Here is a 24,623-nt window from a genome sequence, read left to right as displayed (position 1 = left end):
CGTACAGGCCATATCCAATAGTTAATGAAAATCTTCCCAGTATTAAAGTGTTATAGAATACAAGTATATTTATCTACTCTAAATACTAATTCTATTTCTATCTATCTAATACCACAATAGTAAAATTATGGAAAAGGGAGGGATGAATAAGAAATAAAGAAAGAAAAAAAATAAGAAATAATGATAGAGATAGATGGCAACTAGGATTTGATCGACTCTTTACTATGCAGATTTTTTTAATTTGATTTTTATAGTATGATTTTTGATAATTGATATAAATAGCTGTTAGCTGAATTATTATATATTTTTTTAGAGTAGCGATCGCTCACGATAGCAAGTATTCAGATGTGGTATACAGTATGTAATTTTTAGCATTAACTAAAATGTGAAAAATACTGCTACAAACATTGCTTCAAAAATTGAATTTATAATTTATCTGTAAAAAATCAAATTAATAGTAGTCATCAGGATACTGATTTTGTTGTTGATATTTTTGATAGTTATACTCAAGAGGTTTAGATTGATGGTCAGAAGGATAGTCTAATTTTTCTGGCGAATAAATTTCTTCATTGACAGAATAATTGTGGCTAGGTATTTGAATTTTTAAATCAGAAGAATAATATGGTTGATATGACTGGTAATTCTCCCCAGAAGAGTTAGACCCACTATTAGGAAAAACTTCATCTGTGTCAACATAAGGTTTAGGCAATTTGTTCAATTTTGGTGGAGTTGTAGAGTAAGTTTTTACCGAAGGAGAATCAAAAAGAGGGCTAGATGGATCGTGCTCTCTGAAAGCATATTCAGACTCATTCTTCAGAGTTTCTAGTAAATTACCTCCCGTTAAAGATACTGTTTTTTTGTTAGCTTTTGCATAACTATAACGAAGGGTAATATCAAAACCTATCCACCCAAAAGTTGCTGCTGTAAATAGAAACACTAAAAAAATTGTTAATTGCAAAGAAAGTTGATTAATCCAATTAAAATTATTTTCCAAAGAACAATTTTTTAAAATATTAATTGGTGCTTTATTTTCGTGATAATTCTTGATTTTTGATTGATTGCTAAAATCATTTGTCACTTTATTATTCATATTTGACTTAAAGTTAGTATCCATCAAGCCATAATTACTATTAACTTCACAACAGCTTTCTTTTACCTGGTATTTTTGTTTACTTACCTGTGAAATATCCGACTTATCCAATAGTAGTGCAAACCAATTATCCAAAGTTTGAGGTCGTTTTTGAGGGTCTATTTCCAATCCTTTGATAATCGCATTCTCAATATTTGGAGAAAGATTCGTTTCCAGTAATCTTAGTTCAGTTGTAGACACTATAAGTGTTTGAGGAATAGCTTCATCACTGAGCCTTAAAGCTGCAGGAGTAGGAGCTTTACCAGTAAGTAAATAGTATAATGTAGCAGTCAAAGCATAAATATCTGCTGCGGGAGTTAACTTTTGTTCTAGATCGCACTGTTCAGGTGCTGCATATCCCACAGAAAATAAATTAGCATAAGTTTGCCTAATTCCAGCAGTTAAGTCACAGGTAATACCAAAATCAGTGAGTATTACTGTATTAGTTCCCTGTTGCCTAATAATATTTTTAGGCTGTATATCCCGATGTAAAAAACCATTTTTGTGAACTACTGATAAAGCTGAAGCAATTTGATGTACATAATCAATAGCTTCGTTGGGATGAAGTTTATGGCCAGACTGTATTAAATCAGCCAAATTTTGACCAGGAATATAGTCCATTACCATGAAGAAGAACTGCTCTTCCTCAAAAAAGTCCCACACTCTAACGATGTTAGGATGTCTAGAGTTTGTCAGAAGATGAACCTCATCTATAAATTGATGTTTAAATTTAGCAAAATCTTGATGATGGCGTAGACTTTCATTAAGGGTTTTCAGGACAACAATTTGATTGTGTTGATGATGAATAGCTCGGTAGGTTATACCAAAGCCTCCTTGGCCTAAGATACTATCAATAGTATATTTTCCTTTTTGAAGGATAACTCCTGGTTTAAGATTCATAAACACTAATTTTCACAAAAGCGTTACTTGTCAGAATACAACAATATTTTTGTAGTTGATTCTGTTCGATTGATTATAGATGAAGTTTCTAAAATTGGAAAATCTTGATATGGCATCAGGGTGAAAGAAAGTCGTTAAGCACTAGCCTGAAAGAGCGGAATCAACTAATCTAAATCAGTAGGTATTGAGGATAGTAAAACAAAAAAATAAATCAATAAAATCAAAATAAATATGAGTGAAAAAAATTCTGAGTCCGCACTTGGTCTACCTGCAAAAAATTTTGTCCTAGGTTTACCAATACATTGTATTGATGACTACTCTGGTTATTTACTTTCTCGATTAGAGAAGGGACTGGGAACTCATGTAGTGACACTAAATGCTGAAATGGTTATGCAGGGAGAGAAAAATCACGTCTTGGCTGAGATAATCCGTGGAGCTGAATTGGTAGTTCCTGATGGGGCAGGTGTTGTTCTATACTTAAGGCTTAAGGGTAAATTTGTACAGCGTTGTCCTGGTATTGAATTAGCAGAGAGTATTTTATGGCAAGTACCAAGACAGAATCCAGACAACTTGGTATTTTTCTATGGAGGAAAACCAGGGGTAGCTATGAAAGCGGCAGACATTTGGCAACAAAAAGTGTCAGAGTTAGCGTTTGCTTGTCAGCATGGTTATTTATCTCTGGCAGAAGAAACAGAATTGCTAAGTACTTTAGAGCAGTTACAGCCAAAACTAATATTTGTAGGTTTGGGAGTACCTCGCCAGGAGTTGTGGATTGCAGAACATAAACATATTTGTCCTCATGCAGTCTGGATTGGTATTGGCGGTAGTTTGGATATATGGGCTGGGGTGAAGGAAAGAGCGCCTGATTGGTTTTGTAACAATTCTTTGGAGTGGTTGTATAGACTTTATCAAGAACCTTGGCGCTGGCGACGAATGTTGGCTTTACCACATTTTGCTTTGAAGACTTTAATGGAGGTGAAATTTTAGTAAGAATTAAACCAATTGTAATATTTATAGTTAATAATTTAACCTAATTTGTAGTGAAAAGTCAACTATTAATTTTGACTTCTAGGAATAATTTTGATCGGGAGCAAGAAAGTTTGATTTAAATTTTGTGGAATTTATAACTTTTATGAAGTACATATTTCTCAATTTTAGAAAGTGAGGAATAGGGAATAGCTAAATAGAGATGAGAGTATTTAGTATTAAAATTAGTTGTTATTTTTGCCTATTCTGAAGCTTTAAATATTTTTATTGGTCAAGTTTTTAAGAATTAATACCCAATTCATAAGAAGTTGCATAGAATAATATTTTAATCAGAATTGAGTGTAGATCGAGATAGACAAGTTAATAAATTTCATAATTCTGTGCAGCCTCACATAAAATTGGTATCAAACCTAACACCTAACACCTAACACCTAATTCTATGCAGTCTCATATAAAATTGGTAAAGTTATCTGCAAAGCACTATAAAAAATTGAGATAGGGAAAGGTAGGCAAAAAAATCAAATAAACTGTACAACTTATGTCATATAGTTTTGACGAATTAGTATCAATAACGCTATTTCCGAGAGCTAAATAAAAAAAAATTTATACAACAGCCACATCAAAAAAATCTAGCGATCTATCTGAGAAAGAAAAACTTAGTAAAGTACAACATTTTATTCATAAATAAGGAATCAAAAAATTATGAATTTTGAATATGAATATCAACGATGCTTAGAAAAATTGAAATGGGCAACTGGGAAATTACAGGTAGAAGTTCAATCAGAAAAACTTGCTGAAATTGCCGAGTTAGTTGTGCAACCAATGATGAGTCCTTGGCGTTATTTTCATACTCCAAATCATATATTTGAAGTGGGAGGTTCACAGGATGCAATAGAAGTATTAGCTGCTTTATTCCATGATGTAGTCTATCTACAAATAGATCATAGTGTTAATTTTAATCTCAGCTATTACATTACTCCTTATATTAAAGAGGTACAAGGAAAATTAAAAATTCGAGAAAAAAATGAATTGCCGAAAGATAAAATTTTTGAAATAATAGCATCTATTTTTGGCTTTGTTGATGGTCAGGTTTTGTTACCTTTCGGGGGGCAAAATGAGTTTATGAGTGCTGTTGTTGCTGCTAAAGCAATGGAAACATTTCTAACACCTAAACATCTGTTGAAAATTACTGCTTGTATTGAAGCAAGTATTCCATTTCAACCTATTTCAGAATCTGGCTTAACTGCTACTGAACGTCTCTATCAACGACTTAGAGAAACTAACAGTAAATGGAATATTAATTTAACTGATAGCGAACTCTATCAAACAATTAAAAAATCAGTTAGACTATCTAATCGAGATGTTATTGGCTTTGGTTCACCTAGTTCAATTTTTCTAGATAATACCTGGAATTTATTACCAGAAACTAACCACAATCTCATCAATGGTAATTCATACACTATTTCTGAGTACCGAATTGCTTTAGAAAAAACTGAAGGTTTTATTAAATCTTTAAATCCCGATTTAATTTTTTGCAGATTTGATGGAGAACCCAATGAAAAAACTTACATAAGTTGGGTTAATCAGGCAAAGAAAAATCTTGAAATTGCTAAAATTTATCTAGGAAGTAAAATTTTTACTCTAGGTTTTATTGAAGCATTATCTATGCGATTGGGCTTGAATATACCTCTTTCTACAATGATTGGAGAATTGCCAACTCAAGGATTTAATCCGGCTCATTTGGAGAGTTTTTTACCAGATATTCATAATCCTTATCAGCCTAAAAATAGTCTGGAACGTGAAGTATTAACTTTGTTGGCAGACGGGCGATGTCAAAATGCCGCTTATGATATGAGAAACTCACCATTGAGTACATTTATAGTTATATATATAGGATTTGAAGAAGTAAAAAAACAAAGGGAAAGAACTAAAGAATTATTTCAAAAAAGTATTTCTCCTGAAGATTTTATTGATGGCTGTAACCAAGATTTAGTAAAAATAATTATTGATGGAATTTTAGAATTATTTGAGATTCGTAAACAGGCAATTAGTGGAGTCAAAAAAGGCAATTGTACTCACTGGAATAAACAGAAACAATGCCAATAATATTATGTATCTTTGAATTCCCACAATAAAAATTTTAGGGAACAGGGAACAGGGCACAGGAATAAATTTATCAGAGATCAAATTTTTACCCTTGGCTAATTAATGAGGCTTGATATAATAGACCTCTTCAAAAAGAGAAAATAAAATCAATTATTATCCATAAATTATCAATTTTATCTAAAAATTGTGCTTTAAAGCCTCCCCTTTTAAGGGGATAATAAATAAAATTTTTCATGATTAGTCAATGCTCTTCTTTTCAAGAATTAATTATTAATAATTAATTCTTGGGTAGTCCTGTATATGTAGTGATAAAATTATGGTAAAACGATCGCTTGATGATAATGATGAATCAAATACGCGCGTAGCTCCCAAATGATTTTCTAATTTTTTACAGAAAGATAAAGTGTTCCTGACTCAACGAGAAATTCTTTGACATCAAGTATTATTTAATCTTTCTATATGAGCAGTTAAACCCGTTTCCTTTCCTACTGATTTATGCCTACAATCAGGAAAAATCAGATCATAAACTGACCAAAAATCTGTATAACAAACTGCACATTACCGATAGATACCAGGCAATGAATTCCACAATCTACTTGCACCTTTTTCTCCTCTTTCTCCTAAAAAAAACCCACAATTTCTTTAGTTCCTATATCAATTGCTAGCCATCACCACTGTTTGTTGTTTTTATTCCCAACAAATCACCACATTTCATCACACTCAATGGTCAGTCTCCCGGTTTTTTTTTAGTACATTGAACAGACTGTGAAACTTCAGCATACTTACGATTGACATAATTTTGCATCCATTTTTCAGATACACCTGTTATCGGAATAATGCCAGCCAAACTGATTTTTTCTAGTAATAATTTATCAATCAATTCAATGGGAGTGATTGTTGATGTATACTTTGGAGTTATTGGGGACAAATTGCCTTTTACAGGTTTGACATTGATCTTTCTGTTTTTTATGATTAATTGTCCCGTTTTTAATAATATGGCTACTACCACAGCTTGGACAAATTAAATGATTATTTTGCATGGGATTAGATGTGAATGAAAAATTGTTGAACTGTATATTAGGATGATTTTTGGTATGATATTTAGGGTGGATTTATTCATAATTTAGTGGTTGGTTATATTCAGCGTTAGCGGAGCTTTGCGTTAGCAATCGCCTACCAAATAAAATTTTGATTTTCAACTAGGCCGAAGTTCAATATTTCAGAGATTAATGTCAGAAATTGATGGCTGATATTAACATATCACTACATATACAGGACTACCAATTCTTGAACATTTCCACCTACTACCTAGCACCTCAGAAATTTACGGTCGTTAATTAAGCGGAAATGACTATAATATACAACATAAATTATGGTTAATTAAGTTGAGTAATTATAGCAGCTCCAGAAGGCAGTAGTAGAAAAAACATTTACCTTTATAAGGTCGATCATCAATCTATGTTCTCACAGTAAGTTCCTCCAGTCAATTCTCACAATTGAGAAAGAGAACTTAATTTATAGTATTGAGCGATTGGGGATTTTCTATCCCAGAATTAATAAAAATCTTTGTAGTTAGCAGCATAACTATTTATAATTAGTTGAAAAGATGGCAAATCCTGGTTTTTTTAGGGTTATATAATCAAATAGGAAGAGGTCGGAAACCGAAATTAAGTTAGGCACAAAAATACCAAGTAAAACAGTGAGTCAAATCAAGGCAAAAAAATTCAGAAAAGTGGCGATAAAAATTTATCAACAATGAGGAATAGATGTGAGCAAAGAAGCGATCGAAATAATTATCCTGCCAATTGAATATGTTCTGAAAAAGAGTGATAAATAGGAGTGAGCAAAACCCCTGATAGTTGAGAATTAGAAGTAAATACGCCTAACTATTAGAACTGAAATACCAAGATGAAAAAGGAGAAATTGACTTGAGATATTGAGATAAAAGTGGATCTCTGTGATGCCATATATTCCTGATACTTGACAGGAAAAAGGAATAATATGAAATATAAAAAAGAATGCTACGAATAATTTAGTTGGTTAAAAAACTTTACCCAGAAATGTCGATTTTACTAAAAACAGAGTTGGACTCTAATAACTCTAATAAATGATATATACGCTATTCATACTGACTCCTGACTCCTGACTTATGAATCCTTGAAACAGCCGTGGGTATTTGTAGCAAAAATTTGAGTATTTCATATAACAATAACTGCTAAAAGTTGTCAAAGTAAAATAATTAATGTTTTAGAGTTAATGAATAGTAAAAATGAATTATATTATGAAATTAATCGAGGCACGTTCGACAGTCAAATAATCATAGAGTTTGGAGATAAATTTATAGTCATTTCAAATAATAATGAAACACTTTTTTGGCTGAAACCCTTCTGCTGCAATAAACCCTTGTCTCAATCTAAACTGAAATGACTATAGTTACAATTTGTCTAAACCTACAGTAATCATTATGGATAAAACCTCAATTTAAAAAGAGTAATAATTTCATGAAAAAGCAAGAGAAATGGGAGTAATTTCAGTTATAAGTTAACAGTTATAAGTTAACAGTACCTCTTGCAATAAGGAGGCTTAAAATCTGGAATATTCTCTTTATCTTGGTCGATTTGATATGTCGCAGGTTTCCTCGCCATCCCGCCCTACGGGAAGATCCACTAAGGACTGTTTTTTCCTTAAAAAGGGAGGCTATTGACCATAATTTTTCGGTCAAGAAATTTCCAGCTTTTTGGGTTACCTACTGACTCGCCTCAGCCAAACTTAACTGAGATTATCTGGAAATTTATTAAATATCAATGGATTGAATTTGATGTGCCTCAGAGCAGGCAAAATTTACTTAATTATCTCAAAAAACTGCTTGATGATTTTGGTACAAAGTATGTAATTAATTTTGTTTAGACACTTAGTATAGTCAACTATTTAGCGTGCTATATTGTAGAACTAAAAAAGACATTAAACTAGGGTAATATAGTATTTTTAAGGAACTGTAAAAAAAACTGTAAAAATATGAGTGAAATAGGAGACAAACTGCTCAAACAAGGGATTTATCAATATCAAAATCATAAATTTGAAGCAGCTTTGGAATCTTGGCAACAGGCATTAGCTATCTACCAAGAAATTTCCGACCGCCGTAAACAAGCTGCAGCTCTAGGAAATATAGGTGTTGCTTATGACGCACTATTAGATTATCACTCAGCCATAGAATATTATCAACAACACTTAAATATTGCCAGAGAAATTCAAGACCGAGAAGGAGAAGAAAAAGCCTTAGGTAATTTAGGAAACGCTTATTATGCTCTAGAGAATTATTCACAAGCAGTTAAATATCAGCAAAAACGCTTGACGATCGCTCTTAAAATGCAAGACGAATTTGGTTGCGAACAAGCCTACTCGAATTTAGGGATAGCTTATCATGGTTTGAGAGAATTGGCCCATGCTAAAGAATGTTATCAACAGCAGTTAGCTTTTGCGAAGAAAATAGATAATTATATTAGTCAAGGGGATGCTTTATTTAATCTCCGGTTAGTATATCAATCAATGGAGAATGGTGGAAAGGCGGAAGAATGTAGACAACAACAGATAGCGATCGCCAAAGAATTATTATCAAAGCAACTGGGCAATAATTTTACAGAAATTGCTCAAACTGTAGCTCTAAATTTTACGGCAGATTTTGCAGGTAGCGATCTAAGTAGGATAGACCTCCAATATGCTAATTTTGTTGGGGCAAATTTACAAAAGACCAATCTCAGTGGCGCTAACTTAACCCTTGCGGACTTAAGTGGAGCTAATCTTAATGGTGCCAATTTAAGTCAAGCTAATCTCTGTAATGCTAATTTACGAGATGCTAAACTTGTAGAAGCTTATCTCAAAGATGCAGATTTGCGGACAAAATTACCTCGTGCCAATTTAAGCAATGCTAACCTCAGTGGTGCTGACTTGAGTAGTGCTTATCTGCCCAGTGCTAAATTGGTCAATGTAAATCTAAGTAACGCTTCTTTACAAAATGCTGACCTCAGTGGAGTTAATTTAAGTGGGGCCAATTTACGCGGAGCTAATTTAAAACGGACAGATTTAAAAGATGCAATTTTAGAGAAGACAATATTTGCTCAAAATATAGGTATTTCTGAACATCAAAGGCAGGAGTGGGTGAAACGAGGGGCATTGTTTGAGAAATCAGAATAGATAAAATAAGCGTTGCTGATTTTAGGTATAAGTAAGATGGTTCAAAGCTAAGTAATTGAGCAGAAGTATTGATGGAGATGGGGTGATGGAATAGTTACTAAATATCGCATTTTTTATGGATGAGAAATGATATTAGTCAATGTCCTTCTTTGAAGGAGAGGTAATTGTTAATTATTAATTATTATTATTTATCGGCAGTCCTTCAACCGTAATTGTATTGATTAGAGTTGTCGCTAAATAAAGGGAAAAAATCACTCTAACCTAGACAGAGCAATAATTCCAAGCATTCTTGCCTTCTAATAGCTACAATCCTTACAGAACAAGGTTTTTAGGTATTTTTTAAGTTATAAAGCGACAAGTCTATTGAACTGGGAACAAATTACCTGTAGCGGTTTTCATTTCGGTATACCACAAGTAGGGGCGTTAACGTAGTTGTGCGCTAGCAAATGGCCATTCGCTGACGTAGAGTTTCCGCTTTATATGTTGCGGAGCAAAACGCCCCTATAGGGTTTTAGTTATGACGATGTGGTTTATCAATCAGCAAAAGCGCTGTAATGCTGTAATAATGTCAGCTATGATCGCCTCAGCTCCAATTAAAAGAAAGAGGATGTACTTCGGTTTCTTTCCTGCTCACAGTTTTTTCCACTCCAAGTCCCCCCTACTCCCCTACTCCTGACTCCTGAGTTATGACTCCTGACTCCTGAGTTATGACTCCTGACTCTAAACTGATTTTCCGGTAGTGAAAACTGCTATAACAATTAAAAATATAGCTGAGAAAATTGTTGATTCTATGACTGCAATTGAAGGATTATGGCCTCATAATATTAGCCCCAATCGACTCGCTGTGCTAGAAAGAAAATTGGTGCTTTGGTTGCGATCGCAAAAATTTGACTCTAACTTAACTTCTGAGTCATTGCAATACAAATCTTCAGAGGAATTACAAACTTTGATATTGTCTGCAACGACTGCAGGTTGTGATTTTTCAGAGTTTAGAATAATAATAAAGAAAGTGGTTGAAGCTAATACAGAAAATTTACTGGAGTTAGCAAGTATCGCTGGTATAAATCCTGCTTTAGATTTTGCAGGAGCTAAGTTATTAGGAGTTAATTTATGTGGTGTTGATTTGAGTGGTGCAAATTTGTATGGAGCTTATCTACGGGGTGCAGATTTAAGTGATGCAGATTTGAGTGAAGCTAATCTTGGTAAAGTGAATTTAGGTGGAGCAGATTTGAGTGGAGCATTGTTAAGTAATGCCGATCTAACTGAGGCAAATTTGCGCCGTGTTAGTCTAGCTTTAGCTAATTTGAGTGGTGCAAATTTGAGTGGGGCAAATTTGAGTGAAGCTAATTTGAGTAATGCCAATTTAAGTGATGCAGATTTGAGTAATACTAATTTAACTGATGCCGATCTAAGTCAAGCTGGATTAGCATTAACAAATTTAAAAGGAGCTAATTTTGAGAATACAAAAGTAGAGAATGCTAGGTTATGGCATGATTCTGGTTTATCTGATGAAATGAAGCAAAATTTAATTAGTCGTGGAGCGTTTTTTGAGGATAATTAGAATCAGAGAAAAAATCATTGGCGTTGCTGAAGCGCGTGTATGATATTAATCTTAATTATTTAGGAGTCAGGAGTCAGGAAGGAAGAAAGAAGAAGAAACAGGAGTAGAAGAAGAAAGTTTTTTGTTTGCTGGCGCACAACTTTCCTATCAAAATGCTACCGGAAATGTTAATGGGAAGTGTTGCATCAGCATAATCACGGAGCGCGGAACGGAGTTCTATAGCGCTCTTATTAGTTAGGAAAAGATATCATACCTCAAATCACCAACGCCAAATCATTTAATTAATAATTATTAATCTGATTGATTTTGTATTCTTTCTGAGATTCTTCTGTTTATCCTAGCTGATGATTTTTTAGTAATTTTTGAGAGTTCAGATGAAATGGTAAAAACTAACCATGAGAAAGTTTACTAGATTATAATTCTATTAGTCAAAGTGTAATTATTCAGAATTATACTTGACTAAATTAACTCTAGCGATGGCTTTTAAATAACATCCTATTAATATAGTGTGAAAGAGTAACTCTATATGGCAAATCAAAAATCACTTGATCAACTACAGAAACTAATTAATGATAGTGCTCAAACTAGCAATCAAAAATTGACTAACAATTTTACTGGTATAAGTCTTGAGTGTGCTGACCTGAGTCTTTGCGATCTAAATGATATTAATTTCACTGAAGTTATTCTCAGGGACGCTTATCTAATTTGTGCCAACCTCAAAAGAACTAATTTTAGTAATAGCGATCTAAGTCATGCTAATCTGAGTGGGGCAATAATGTGGTTTGCCAACCTTAATAATGTTAATTTAAAGAGTGCAGACCTTAGAGGGATAAGTTTGAGAGATGCTAACTTAGGGAATGCTAACCTAGAGAATGCTAATCTTTGGCGTAGTGAGATTACAGATGCACAATTAATTAAAGCCAATTTTACTAATGCTAATTTAATTCGTACTAATCTCAGAAATACTAATCTCACAGATGCTAATTTTAGTTATGCTCAACTTGATGAAGCAAACATCAGTGAAGCTAATCTCACAGATGCTAATTTTAGTTATGCTAATTTGAAAGATGTTAACCTTAAAGATTCTAATTTAAAAGGTGCTAATTTATCTAAAATTAACCTTCTCAGAGGTCAATTGAATCGAGCTAATCTAGAAGGTGCTAATCTAGAAGGTGCTAATCTAGAAGGTGCTAATTTAAGTGATACTAATCTTAATTATGCAAAGTTAATAAATGCCAACTTAAATCATGTTAATTTCAGGGGAGTAAAAATTAATTATGCAACGGAATTAGATGATAAGTGGTATCTTGTTTGGGATATTGTGAATCATGGCGCTTATGGTAGAACTTTAAATAGTGTTGACCTTGAATATGCAAACCTGAAAGGCGCTAATATGGGAAATGCTAATTTAGCAGATGCTAACCTCAGATATGCTAACTTCAGATATGCTAACCTCAGCAATACTAATCTCTCCAATAGTAAATTAACTAATGCTAATCTGACAGATGTTAATTTGATCAAAGCCAATTTGTCTAATTCTAATCTGCAAGGTGCTAACTTAAGCAACACTTTATTATTTAATGCTATCTTAAAAGGTGCTTCATTAAATGAAGCTAAATTGCTAAAAGCACAACTGTGTGATGCAGAATTATCAAATGCAAAATTGAAAATGGCAAATCTGATGGATGCTAACTTGAAAAATACTAAATTATTGAAAGCTGATTTAAGAGAAATTAACCTAGAAGGTGCAGAATTAGAAGGTGCTATATTTGGTGAAAATTTAGGAATTAATGAAGAAATGAAGCAAGAGTTAGTTAAACGTGGAGCTATTTTTCAGGATAAATATTAAAGTATAATTAGGGTTTGCTGAAAAAGTCTTTTTGTTGAGGTAGGAGTCAGGAGACAGGAGACAGGAGACAGGAGAAATGGGAATGAGCGAGGAGGTAGGAGTAAGAATTTTCCCAAGATTGTTCTGCCCAACTATGCGCCTAAAATACTAACTTTTTGAGCGTTTTAGACTGAAAAGCTTGCACTTTTTTTTACCCCAAACAGGCTAAAGTCTTTATATGTCAATGCTTAAGGTTGAGCGCATTTTTTAGTAAAAAAAAGTCCAAGCTTAATGGTCGTAATGGTTCAAAAAAGAGCGCATTTTAGGCTCATAGTTGCGCAGAATAATCCCTTGATTATTCTTCCTCTTACCTCCTTTATAATTCCCATTTCTCCTGTCTCCTGTCTCCTGTCTCCTGTCTCCTACCCTTACCCATAAGACTTTTTCAGCAAACCCTAATTATCCGGACATGATATTACAGATTATCAGATGAACCCGCCCCTACCCCATGTTCGGACTACATCCTCTGTAATTCCTCCTGAGACAAAATCCGGTTTACATAGATGGAAAGTACAAGCATTGAAATTTGTTGATTATTAAAAAAACTTACAACTTCATCAAAACTTCTGACTTCTACTTCAGCTCCTCCAACACCTCTTCTGTGAACGGATTTTTCCCTTTTTTCAAAGCATCAACCCAGCCTTGTCGTTGTGCTTTTTCCTCATCTTTTTTCGTCCATTTAATATATGCTTCCAAGTCTTTAATAGCTCCCGAAAAATCCCCAGTTAATGCCCGTGCTAAACCACGACGGTCTATAAAAGCTCCATTTTCCGGCGCGAGTTTAACAGCTTTTTCACAGGCAAAAATTACATCTTTTACTCGATTATATAAGCTACCATACCAACAAATATCATTCCAATTACTAGCCGAAACTTCTAACTCTGAATCTATTTTTTTTGCTTCATTGAAAAGATTAATTGCCTCGTCTATTTCTCCCTGCTTTGCTAATGTTTTTCCCACTTCTAATTTACTAAGAGCAGCTAATTTTTTAGCCACCGCTTCTGGATTTTTATCTATTTCTTCTGTATCTAAATTCAAATCAATATCAGACTGCAACTTTTGAGCTTCCTTAAACACGGAAATAGCCTCTTTAATTTTTCCATCTTTGGCTAAATATTTTCCCTCTTCTACTTTACCCGGAGCAGCTAATTTTTTAGCCACCGCTTCTGGATGTTTATCTATTTCTTCTGTATCTAAATTCAAATCAATATCAGACTGCAACTTTTGAGCTTCCTTAAACTTATTTATTGCTTCCTCAATTTTCCGGTCTTTGATCAATTGCACTGCCTCTTCCACCTTCCCTTCTGCTTGAAACTGACGCACTACTAATACTGGGTTTTGGTCTTTAACTTCCGTTTTTGGCAACAAATCAATATTGTCATCCAGTTTGATAAACGCCCTCAATAACTTCTCCGCTTCTTTTACTTTATTCTCCTGTGCTAACTCCTTTGCTATTGCTGCATTAAAGGGAAAATTAGAGCCAAGTTTAACAGCCTTTTGGAAAGCAGAAATAGCTGAGTCAACTTTTCCCTCTGCTGCTAACTTTTCACCCTGAAAAAACAAAGCCATTGCCGAAGGTTCTACTCCACAGAGACGACGCTCTTGTTCCGTGACATTGGGATTGTTTTTCAGGTAGTCACTCATCCACTGGCAAGCATGAGCTGTCAAGTCATCTTGGTTAAAGCGCCACAGTTTCACCGTGTTATCCCTACTTGCAGAAGCTATTAAATCTCCCTTGGGGCTAAATGCTACCGCTTTGACATAATTTTCATGTCCGGCGAGAGTGCGCACCAAAGTGCCATCTGGTTTCCACAGTTTTACCGTGTTATCCCTACTTGCAGAAGCTATTAAATCTCCCTTGGGGCTAAATGCTACCGCTTTGACAGAACTTTCATGTCCGGCGAGAGTGCGCACCAAAGTGCCATCTGGTTTCCACAGTTTTACCGTGTTATCCCTACTTGCAGAAGCTATTAAATCTCCCTTGGGGCTAAATGCTACCGCTTCGACAGAATTTTCATGTCCGGTGAGAGTGCGCACCAAAGTGCCATCTGGTTTCCACAGTTTTACCGTGTTATCCCTACTTGTAGAAGCTATTAAACCTCCCTTGGGGCTAAATGCTACACCCCAGACAGAATTTTCATGGCCGGTGAGAGTGCGCACCAAAGTGCCATCTGGTTTCCACAGTTTCACTGTATTGTCACTACTTGCAGAAGCAATCAAATCTCCCTTGGGGCTAAATGCTACACCCCAGACAGAATTTTCATGTCCGGTGAGAGTGCGCACCAAAGTGCCATCTGGTTTCCACAGTTTCACTGTCTTGTCACTACTTGCAGAAGCAATCAAATCTCCCTTGGGGCTAAATGCTACACCCCAGACAGAATTTTCATGTCCGGTGAGAGTGCGCACCAAAGTGCCATCTGGTTTCCACAGTTTCACTGTCTTGTCACTACTTGCAGAAGCAATCAAATCTCCCTTGGGGCTAAATGCTACACCCCAGACAGAATTTTCATGTCCGGTGAGAGTGCGCACCAAAGTGCCATCTGGTTTCCACAGTTTCACTGTCTTGTCATCACTAGCAGAAGCAATTAAATCTCCCTTGGGGCTAAATGCTACCGCTTCGACAGAATTTTCATGTCCGGTGAGAGTGCGCACCAAAGTGCCATCTGGTTTCCACAGTTTTACCGTTCTATCCCTACTTGTAGAAGCTATTAAATCTCCCTTGGGGCTAAATGCTACCGCTTCGACAGAATTTTCATGTCCGGTGAGAGTGCGCACCAAAGTGCCATCTGGTTTCCACAGTTTTACCGTGTTATCCCTACTTGTAGAAGCTATTAAATCTCCCTTGGGGCTAAATGCTACCGCTGCGACAGAATTTTCATGGCCGGTGAGAGTGCGCACCAAGCTGCCATCTGGTTTCCACAGTTTTACCGTTTTATCCCTACTTGTAGAAGCTATTAAATCTCCCTTGGGGCTAAATGCTACACCTCTGACATAATTTTCATGTCCGGTGAGATTGCGCACCAAAGTGCCATCTGGTTTCCACAGTTTCACTGTCTTGTCATCACTAGCAGAAGCAATTAAATCTCCCTTGGGGCTAAATGCTACACCTCTGACAGAATTTTTATGTCCGGTGAGAGTGCGCACCAAAGTGCCATCTGGTTTCCACAGTTTTACCGTTCTATCCCTACTTGTAGAAGCTATTAAATCTCCCTTGGGGCTAAATGCTACCGCTGCGACATAATTTTCATGTCCGGTGAGAGTGCGCACCAAAGTGCCATCTGGTTTCCACAGTTTTACCGTGTTATCCCTACTTGTAGAAGCTATTAAATCTCCCTTGGGGCTAAATGCTACCGCTGCGACAGAATTTTCATGGCCGGTGAGAGTGCGCACCAAAGTGCCATCTGGTTTCCACAGTTTTACCGTTCTATCCCTACTTGTAGAAGCTATTAAATCTCCCTTGGGGCTAAATGCTACCGCTTCGACAGAATTTTCATGTCCTTCTAAGCTATTGATTTCTTTATATCCTTCCCAGTTAACAGTTTGTTGCAGAATATCGGTGGTTTGTATGTTTGCTGTTGTTGCATTTGCTTGTTGCTCTAGTTTCAGCGCTGCTAACTGGAGGTCTAAAGTTCTCTGTCCTGAAACTATGCGAGTTTTTAACTCTCTCATCTCAGCTTTGCGTTCGCTGCGGACAGCTTGCCGTCGTTGCATTTCTGACCACACAGCAAGTAGAGAAATTATCACAGAAAATGTAACCAACCCTGCAAATATCCGTTGACGTTGCCGTTGTTTTCTTTTTTGTTCCTGCTCTTGCAGTTGCTGACTTAACTGAATAAATTCTAGTTCGTCTGGGGAAAGTTCCTCCTGACGTTGTGTCAGTTGTTCCTGTGCTTGAGCGAGTGCCACTCCCCGCAATAAAGCTCCTTGGTCTCGGTTATTCTCTTGCCAATAACTCATTGTCGCCCGCAGACGTTCCTGCCATGTTCTAAACTCCCTGCTAGCATTTATCCAATCCCGCAAAGTTCCCCACTCTCGAATTAAGGCTTCATGCACTACCTCCACCGTATTTTCCTGTTCATTCCTCCCCGTTACCACCAACCGCGCTTGATACCCCGCCAAATAACTGACTAAATTCCAATTATCTTCTCCCACTTCCCCACGGGTAGCAACACGCCTCGTATCTTCTGTACCTTCCCCCGGACGTACTAATTGTACAAATATTCGCTCTGCCTGTTTTTTCTCTGTCTCTTTTAATTGTTGAAAAATTTGTTCTGCATGATTAGCGATCGCTTTTTTTACCCCTCCTATTTCCTCATAAGCATGATGAGTTAATACTCGGTTTTCCTGTTTTGACCACAACCGAGTCAAAGCAAATTCTAATAATGGTAAATTTCCGGGTTCTTCTCCCACATCATCCAAAATTATTTCTGTTAATTTTGCCTCTAATTGTACCTCTGATTTTTGAGAAGGTAATTCAATTGCTTGTTGTAATTCTTCCCGTTTCATCGAACTAAGTAACTGTGGCGTATATTCCTGCAAAGCATCTCGAAACGGACGATAAGAAAGCACATATCCATAAAAATCCGCCCGTAATGTTAAAACCAGTTTAACATTTTCTTCTCTAATAGCTGTTAACAATGCTTCAGCAAAACGTTCCTGTTTTTCTTTCTCCCGACAAAGGGTATATAATTCTTCAAATTGGTCAACAATTAACAATAATTGTTGACCTGGATTACGTTCTAAAATGCGATTAACTACCTGTGAAAAAGTGATTTTACCTTCCTGCATATCACTTGCTAATCCCGTCGCCTCCCGCAATTTTTGCGTTTCACCCGCTTCCGGTTCCAATTGTCCAACCAACACAAAAGCCAAAGATAAAAACGGTTCTTTTCCCGGAAGAAATGATTCAATCAACCATTTTTTTTCTGTTCTCAATTGAGGAACTAATCCCGCATATACCAAAGAAGATTTACCACTACCACTAGGTCCAACTACAGCAATTAAAGGTTGTTTATGAGTTACTTCAACTAACTTATTCACAAACTTTTCTTGCCCAAAAAAGAAGTCGGCATCTTCCTCTTTAAATGCCGATAAACCTTGATAAGGATTAGGGGGAATTATATGATCATCAGTAATTAAATTCTCATCATTTATAGAAGTATCAGTTAAATCTTTTTTCTTTAAAATTGGAGTTTGATGTTCTAGGTAACTCATCATTTGTGAGCAACCTAATTCATAAGCTTCCTCCACCTCATAATCAGCAGCAAGAGCATCATAAAAAGCCACAGCAAAAGCCACCGCAGCATTATCTCCTACAGCCTTATTCATGCCAATAACATAATTAACATATTGACTAATTGCCTCCGCTTGTACTTCCGAATAACAGGCATTTAAAAGTACACATTCGACATTTTTTTTCGCAAACAATTTAAACATACTAGCCAGAGCATTTGTCTGAACCAGCACCATTTTTCCCATTTCATCTTCCAAAACAATACCATCTTGTCCCGTACCATGTCCGCAAAAGTGGATTATATGAGGTCGATAATCTAAAATAGCTCGATAAAAGTCACGGGCACGGACAGCCAATTTTTGTTGTAATTGAAATTGGTCTCGTTTATTAGCTCGGCGTAACCCTTCGTCTATTTCTCGTATTTCTTGGTCTAATCTTAGGGGGGCAGTATTTTTAGGATTAGCTGCTAGGATAAGGATGGTTTTGGCATTTGGGTTATTGGTCATTTTAGTTGTCAGTTATACAAAATTCAAAAAAAGTTTGTGCGTCTATGTATTAATTTCTCTTAGTATTGATATTGATTTTTAGATATTTTAGATGGTTGACTTCATCATATAGAATCCATTTGGTATCTCAAAAACTTAGGTAACTGTATGCATTTCCTGCGGAATGCTGCACAAACAGCTATTAGCTGCCAGCTTAATGCTTATGTAATTATTGGACTAAATTTTCAATTGAATTAATATCGCTAGGCAATTCTTGAGTTAAAACTTCAGCACCATTTGGAGTTACTAAAACATCATCCTCAATTCTAATACCTCGAACATCATCAAATTTTTCTAGCTTTTCCCAATTCACAATATCTTGATATTTTTGACGCATTTCTTTGTCATTTAAAATGCCTGGTACTTGATAAAAACCAGGTTCAATTGTGACTAACATTCCGGGAATTAATGGACGATTTAATCGTAGAGAACCTAAACCAAAACGACTACTACGCTCCCTACCTATTTCATATCCAGCTAAATCTCCTAAATCTTCCATATCGTGAACATCTAAACCTAATAAATGACCGATTCCATGAGGAAAAAATAAGGCATGAGCATCCATTTCTACTAAGTCTTCTGCTTCACCTTTTAAAATTCCTAAATTTACTAATCCTTCCGCAATAACTTGAGCTGCTAATAGATGAATATCTAAATATTCAATACCAGGTTTTATTTGAGCAATACAAGTATCATGAGCAGCTAAAACTACATCATAAATATCTCGTTGGGTGGGAGAAAATTTACCAGAAACAGGCCAAGTTCGAGTCACATCACTCGCCCAACCTAAATTTGTTTCTGCTCCCACATCTGCTAATAATAAATCTCCTGTTTGTAGGGGGTGATGATATTCTCCATTGTGCAAAACTTCTCCATGTACAGTCACAATACTGGTATAAGCACAAGTCATATTATGAGAGATAATAATACTCTCCATTGCGGCTCGGATATTAGACTCGAATTTAGCATTTTTGGTGCTTGCCATTCCAGCTTTATGAGCTTCTACAGTTACTGCTACTGCTTGTTTTATTTCTGTTAAAGCTGTGGCATCATGGCTAAGTCTTAAAGAGATAATCGCTTTTGTTAACTCTAAGTCAATTTCTTTAGGGTTATTAGGTGCAGAAATATCTCTATTCAGAGTTTTAAATTGTGTGGTTTGAGTAGGAGAATTTTGTACAGAAATAGTCGCCGCATTAGTGGCGCGAGATTTCAATTCTTGTATAGGAAAAGCAGCATCAGCACCAATAATTTCAGCTAGGCGATCGCGTGTGGGCATTTCTCCATGCCAAAGTTGACTACTCGGTGGTGCATTATCCATAAATAGTTCTAATTTTTCTCCGTCTAAATGTATAGCAGCATCTTCAATAGGTAGTCCGGCAAAATAGAGAAAATGACTGCTAGGACGAAAGGGAAAAGTATTAGCTGGAAAGTTGCGGGGACTACGACTTCCTGACCAAAGTATGACGGGAAAATTGATTAATTTTGCTAATTTTTGTCGTCGGTTACGAAGTGTTGTTGCTAGAGAAGTATGTAAGTTAGGAATATGCATGGGAGTTATTTATATAAAGTAAGAAAGAAGTAAGAAGGAAAAAGGAAGAAGGATATAAATTAAAATTTTCTAGTTTCCTTTTTGCCCTATGATTTTTGATAATTGGTATCACAAATGATAAAGAATTTGAAAAAATATCTAATTTACTATTGTACCAGCTTAAAAAGTAAGAAGGAAGAATAAATTATCAGAAAGAAGGAAGAAGGAAGAAGGAAGAAGGATATAAATCAAAATTTTCTAGTTTCCTTTTTGCCCTATGATTTTTGATAATTGGTATCACAAATAAAAGATAATTTGAAATAATACCTATTTTACTATTGTACCAGCTTAAAAAGGAAGAAGGAAGAAGGAAGAAGGATATAAATCAAAATTTTCTAGTTTCCTTTTTGCCCTAGAATTTTTGATAATTGGTATCACAAATGAAAGATAATTTGAAATAATACCTATTTTACTATTGTACCAGCTTAAAAAGGAAGAAGGAAGAATAAATTAAGAGAAAGTCAACAATGATATAAATAGGACTTACACATGAACGCTATTGGTAGTGGACTGTTTCACCTTAAATGTTGCTTGAGGAAAATGCTGGAATCTATCTATAGCAAGAATTTAGTCCGAAAAGCTAATGCACTATTTTAGCTGAAACAGTCCAGTAGGGTGTGTTAGCGCTAGCGTAACGCACCAATAACCCTTATGTAGTGTATTTGCGTAAGTCCTGATAAATAAATAGTTTCTAGGATGAGAGAGAAATCAATTCTCGGCAAAATTTTCTAGTTTCCTTTTTGCAGTATGATTTTTGATATTGGTATTACAAATGAGGCATTGGTGATTTTGGCTATGATTGTGCTTTAATGGCTATTGCCTAACTATTAACTGAAAAGCATTTTATGTTTTGCCAAATTTAAATTTCATAGCTTGATTAACCAACGCCACAAATGAAAGATAATTTGAAAAAATACCTATTTTACTATTATCCCTGGTTAAAAAGGAAGAAGGAAGAATAAATTAAGAGAAAGTCAACAATGATGTAAATAAATAGTTTCTAGGATGAGAGAGAAATTAATTCTCGGCAAAGTTTTCTAGTTTCCTTTTTGCCCTATGATTTTTGATGATTGGTATCACAAATGATAGAGAATTTGAAAAAATACCTATCTTACTATTATCCCTGGTTAAAAAGCAAGAATAAAGAAGGAAGGATAAATTAAGAGATTAGAGATAAGTCAACTCTCGGCAAAATTTTCTAGTTTCCTTTTTGCAGTATGATTTTTGATGATTGGTATCGCAAATGATAGATAATTTGAATTTTTTTCAAATTGACTATTATAGCAGGTTAAAAAGCAAGAATAAATTAAGAGAAAGTCAAGAATGATGTAAATAAATAGTTTCTAGGATTAGAGATAAATCAATTCTCGGCAAAATTTTCTAATTTCCTTTTTGCAGTATGATTTTTGATGATTGGTATCACAAATGATAGAGAATTTGAAAAAAATTATAACTTACTATTATAGCAGGTTAAAAATTAACTGTACTACTGGACTGACACAGGGGGATGGGGCGGGTTCATCTAAATTTAATATTGAGCAAGCATTATATCCTTGGGGTGGGGGCGGGTTCATAAGATAATTTGTAACACCATTAATTTAACGCGGAACCCGCCCCTACTATTACAACTTTTTAGGCGTATCACGCCACTACTTATTACTAGGAAAGGAAAGGTCAATTCTCTAATATTTCCCCTAGTCAATACAGCAAAAAGCAAAATCAACTAGAAATAAAAAATGTCAATTATAAAAATTTTAATGATTACGTCAATCTTCTTATTAACAACAGTAGTTAGTATATTTAATGATAGTAGATATGAAGCTAAAAATAATAAGAGTCTGGTCTCTCAAAATAATTATTTCCAATTAGCTGAAGCTAACTCAGCAGAAAATTTACAGAATATTATTGGGGAAGATGCACAAGTAGAAAAAGTAGTAGAAGGTTTCAAATTTATCGAGGGACCTGTCTGGCATCCTAACGGTTTTTTACTGTTTAGCGATATTCCAGAAAATACAATTTATCAATGGCAACCTAATCAAGAAGTTAAAGTATTTCGTCGCCCTTCCGGGAATGCTAATGGTAATACACTAGATTTACAAGGAAGATTAATTACTGGTGAACATAGTAATCGTCGGGTATCGAGAACTGAAAAAGATGGCAAAATAATTACACTTGCTGATGAATATAACGGTAAACGTCTCAATAGTCCGAATGATTTAGTTGTTAAATCAGATGGCAGTATTTATTTTACCGACCCTCCTTATGGAATTAAATCAGAACAGGAAGAATTAGGTTTTTATGGTGTTTATAAAATTGCACCAGATGGTAAATTAACTTTATTAGTTGATGATTTTATTCGCCCTAATGGTATTGCTTTATCACCTGATGAAACTAAACTTTATGTTAATGATTCTGAAAAAGGTCATATTCGTGTTTTTGATATTAAGTCTGATGGAACTCTAGAAAATGGCATGATTTTTGATGAATTAAAAGACTCAAATAAACGAGGTGTACCTGATGGAATGAAAGTAGATTTGCAAGGAAATGTTTATAGCACTGGACCGGGAGGAGTTTGGGTTTTTTCTCCATCAGGAAAGTTATTAGGAATTATTGCCGTACCAGAAAAAGTTGCTAATTTAGCATGGGGAAATAATGACTATAAAACTCTTTATTTAACAGCTAGTAAAAGTCTCTATCGAATTACTCTTAAAGTTGCCGGAGTTAGACCGTTTAACTAAAGTCACAGGTCAGAATTCAAAAGTCAAAAATTAGAAGTGATATTAATGGAACTTAAAACCTTTACTCTTTCACTAAAGTCAAAAATTAGAAGTGATATTAATGGAACTTAAAACCTCTAGTTTACAGTAATTTCAGCTTATTATTTGACTTCATCAGTTACCAACTACTTGTGACATTTTTTAAGTGAATTGGTATTAGAACTGGTTGAAGAAGAAAGAAGGCGTTTAGTTATCTAGGCAATTAGTTATAGCAGTCGCCACTATAGTTAGGATATCGGGTAATTATGATGATTTATGATGCGAGCAAGATCCTAATTGTCAAAGACCAACCTGGCAGTTGCTATATCTAGTAGAGAAGTAAAAATCTTGTGTTGCCTAATACAAATTCATAAGCATTAATGCTATACTTATACCATTTATAAACAGTAATGGTATGTTTGATTACCAATGGATAATTGATAATTAATCCCCAGAGGTTTAAAGCCTCTCCTTTTAAGGATAAAAAAGAAATCAAATTTCCTTATATTCAATTCCGTAACGGTTTTAATCATAGTTAATTATCCATTTTCATTATCCATTATCAATTAATGAATATCTCCCATTAGACAAGTTAAATATTCACAGCCAGATTAATGTTAAATATACATCTGGTGATCATCAAAAATAAAATCAATTGTACAGAAATTCTCAATTATTTCCCCCCTACTCCCTACTCCCTATTTTTCAGAGATGTTAAATAATTATCTATCTAAAGCATCATATCAAGCAGTCTTTCTTGGTTATAACTTTTTACCAATAATTACTTGGAAAATATTGTCAAATCCCGCTGCTGAAATTGTGGCATTTTTCAACAACTATCGTATTCATAAACAGATTACATATTTGACTGTCAATAACTACGATTTAAAATTAGACATTTACCAGTCCCTCACCACCAAACCCCACCCAGTAGTTATTTTTATTCACGGTGGTGGTTGGGTAGACCGCCCAAAAGAAGTGGAATTATTTTTTTTATTGCCATATCTGAAAATGGGTTTTTCCATTGTGAATGTGGGGTATCGTTTGGCAGCACAGTCATTAGCACCCGCAGCAGTAACAGACTGTCAGTCTGCTTTAGGTTGGACGATAAAAAATTCCCAGAAGTACAATTTCGATCCGGAAAAAATCATTGTCAGTGGTTTTTCTGCCGGAGGTCATTTAGCCATGACAACTGCTATGTTACCTACTTCTACTGATGAAGAATTGAAGGTAGCTGCGGTAGTTAATTGGTATGGCATTACAGATGTTAAAGATTTACTTGAGAGGCCTAATGTTCGAGATTATGCTCTAGAGTGGATGGGCAACCAGAGCGATCGCTTGGAAATTGCCGAGGGTATTTCCCCTATTAATTATGTACATTCTGAACTCCCACCAATTTTTACTGTTCACGGCGATGCCGACTTAAGTGTGCCATATAATCATGCTGTGAAATTTCACGAAGCACTTAATCAAGCAAATGTACCGAATCAATTATTAACTATTTCAGGGGGTGGACATGGAGGATTTAGTTATAGTCAAAATCTTAAAGTTTATAAACATATTGAAGCTTTTTTCATAAAAAATGGTTTATTAAGTTATTAGGAATTAGGTAGTCGTGAATAATTATGGTAGAGGGTTTTTAGCAACTCTCAGCTCCCAATTAATATTTCTTTACCATTAATTCCGAGTACTACCGAATTAACTGCCAAAATGTCTAGAAAAACCAGAAAAAACTGAGG

11 protein-coding genes and 1 pseudogene are annotated in these 24,623 nt (G+C 35.1%); 8 read left to right on the top strand and 4 right to left on the bottom strand.

Translation table 11 applies throughout. The features are described 5' to 3' along the window. Window positions 1–451: 451 nt before the first annotated feature. Window positions 452–2,029 (bottom strand): serine/threonine-protein kinase, encoded by a 1,578-nt coding sequence (locus tag F6K18_RS13330; protein WP_287521434.1) that lies wholly within the window; start codon window positions 2,027–2,029, stop codon window positions 452–454. 231 nt (window positions 2,030–2,260) lie between these two features. Here F6K18_RS13330 and F6K18_RS13325 point away from each other — a divergent pair, with 231 nt between their 5' ends. Continuing rightward, on the top strand, window positions 2,261–3,016 hold the full coding sequence (locus tag F6K18_RS13325; protein WP_287521432.1) for a WecB/TagA/CpsF family glycosyltransferase: 756 nt from the start codon (window positions 2,261–2,263) through the stop codon (window positions 3,014–3,016). Between the two features lie 702 nt (window positions 3,017–3,718). Further along, complete coding sequence (locus F6K18_RS13320) at window positions 3,719–5,122, top strand: hypothetical protein (RefSeq protein WP_287521430.1); 1,404 nt, start codon at window positions 3,719–3,721, stop codon at window positions 5,120–5,122. Between the two features lie 314 nt (window positions 5,123–5,436). Here the strand turns inward: F6K18_RS13320 and F6K18_RS13315 are convergent. Next, window positions 5,437–6,162: pseudogene (locus F6K18_RS13315) on the bottom strand (IS1 family transposase). 1,660 nt (window positions 6,163–7,822) lie between these two features. Between F6K18_RS13315 and F6K18_RS13310 the strand changes: the two are divergent. From F6K18_RS13310 to F6K18_RS13295, 4 genes are all read left to right on the top strand, one after another. After that, on the top strand, window positions 7,823–8,029 hold the full coding sequence (locus F6K18_RS13310; RefSeq protein ID WP_287521428.1) for a hypothetical protein: 207 nt from the start codon (window positions 7,823–7,825) through the stop codon (window positions 8,027–8,029). 108 nt (window positions 8,030–8,137) lie between these two features. After that, window positions 8,138–9,313: a pentapeptide repeat-containing protein gene (locus F6K18_RS13305; RefSeq protein ID WP_287521427.1), complete on the top strand. Its 1,176-nt coding sequence runs from the start codon at window positions 8,138–8,140 to the stop codon at window positions 9,311–9,313. A 739-nt stretch (window positions 9,314–10,052) separates the two neighbouring features. Further along, window positions 10,053–10,874: a pentapeptide repeat-containing protein gene (locus F6K18_RS13300; protein WP_287521425.1), complete on the top strand. Its 822-nt coding sequence runs from the start codon at window positions 10,053–10,055 to the stop codon at window positions 10,872–10,874. 526 nt (window positions 10,875–11,400) lie between these two features. Beyond that, a complete protein-coding gene (locus F6K18_RS13295) occupies window positions 11,401–12,723 on the top strand; it encodes a pentapeptide repeat-containing protein (protein WP_287521423.1) in 1,323 nt (440 codons plus the stop codon). 612 nt (window positions 12,724–13,335) lie between these two features. On the opposite strand, the gene F6K18_RS13290 is transcribed toward F6K18_RS13295, so the two are convergent. Both F6K18_RS13290 and F6K18_RS13285 read right to left on the bottom strand, forming a co-directional pair. Beyond that, the gene (locus tag F6K18_RS13290) at window positions 13,336–18,501 is read right to left on the bottom strand and encodes a CHAT domain-containing protein (protein ID WP_287521422.1); all 5,166 of its coding nucleotides are present in this window, start codon (window positions 18,499–18,501) and stop codon (window positions 13,336–13,338) included. Between the two features lie 208 nt (window positions 18,502–18,709). Beyond that, window positions 18,710–20,089, bottom strand: a complete 1,380-nt coding sequence (locus F6K18_RS13285) for an aminopeptidase P family protein (RefSeq protein WP_287521420.1) — start codon at window positions 20,087–20,089, stop codon at window positions 18,710–18,712. 1,775 nt (window positions 20,090–21,864) lie between these two features. Between F6K18_RS13285 and F6K18_RS13280 the strand changes: the two genes are divergently transcribed. Together F6K18_RS13280 and F6K18_RS13275 are read left to right on the top strand one after the other, a co-directional pair. Beyond that, window positions 21,865–22,866: an SMP-30/gluconolactonase/LRE family protein gene (locus tag F6K18_RS13280; protein ID WP_287521418.1), complete on the top strand. Its 1,002-nt coding sequence runs from the start codon at window positions 21,865–21,867 to the stop codon at window positions 22,864–22,866. Window positions 22,867–23,595: 729 nt separating this feature from the next. Next, a complete protein-coding gene (locus F6K18_RS13275; RefSeq protein WP_287521416.1) occupies window positions 23,596–24,486 on the top strand; it encodes an alpha/beta hydrolase in 891 nt (296 codons plus the stop codon). Window positions 24,487–24,623: the final 137 nt, after the last annotated feature.

Source organism: Okeania sp. SIO2C2 (assembly GCF_010692625.1).
GTDB lineage: Bacteria > Cyanobacteriota > Cyanobacteriia > Cyanobacteriales > Microcoleaceae > Okeania > Okeania hirsuta.
This window is presented reverse-complemented; position numbering and strand designations above follow the sequence as displayed.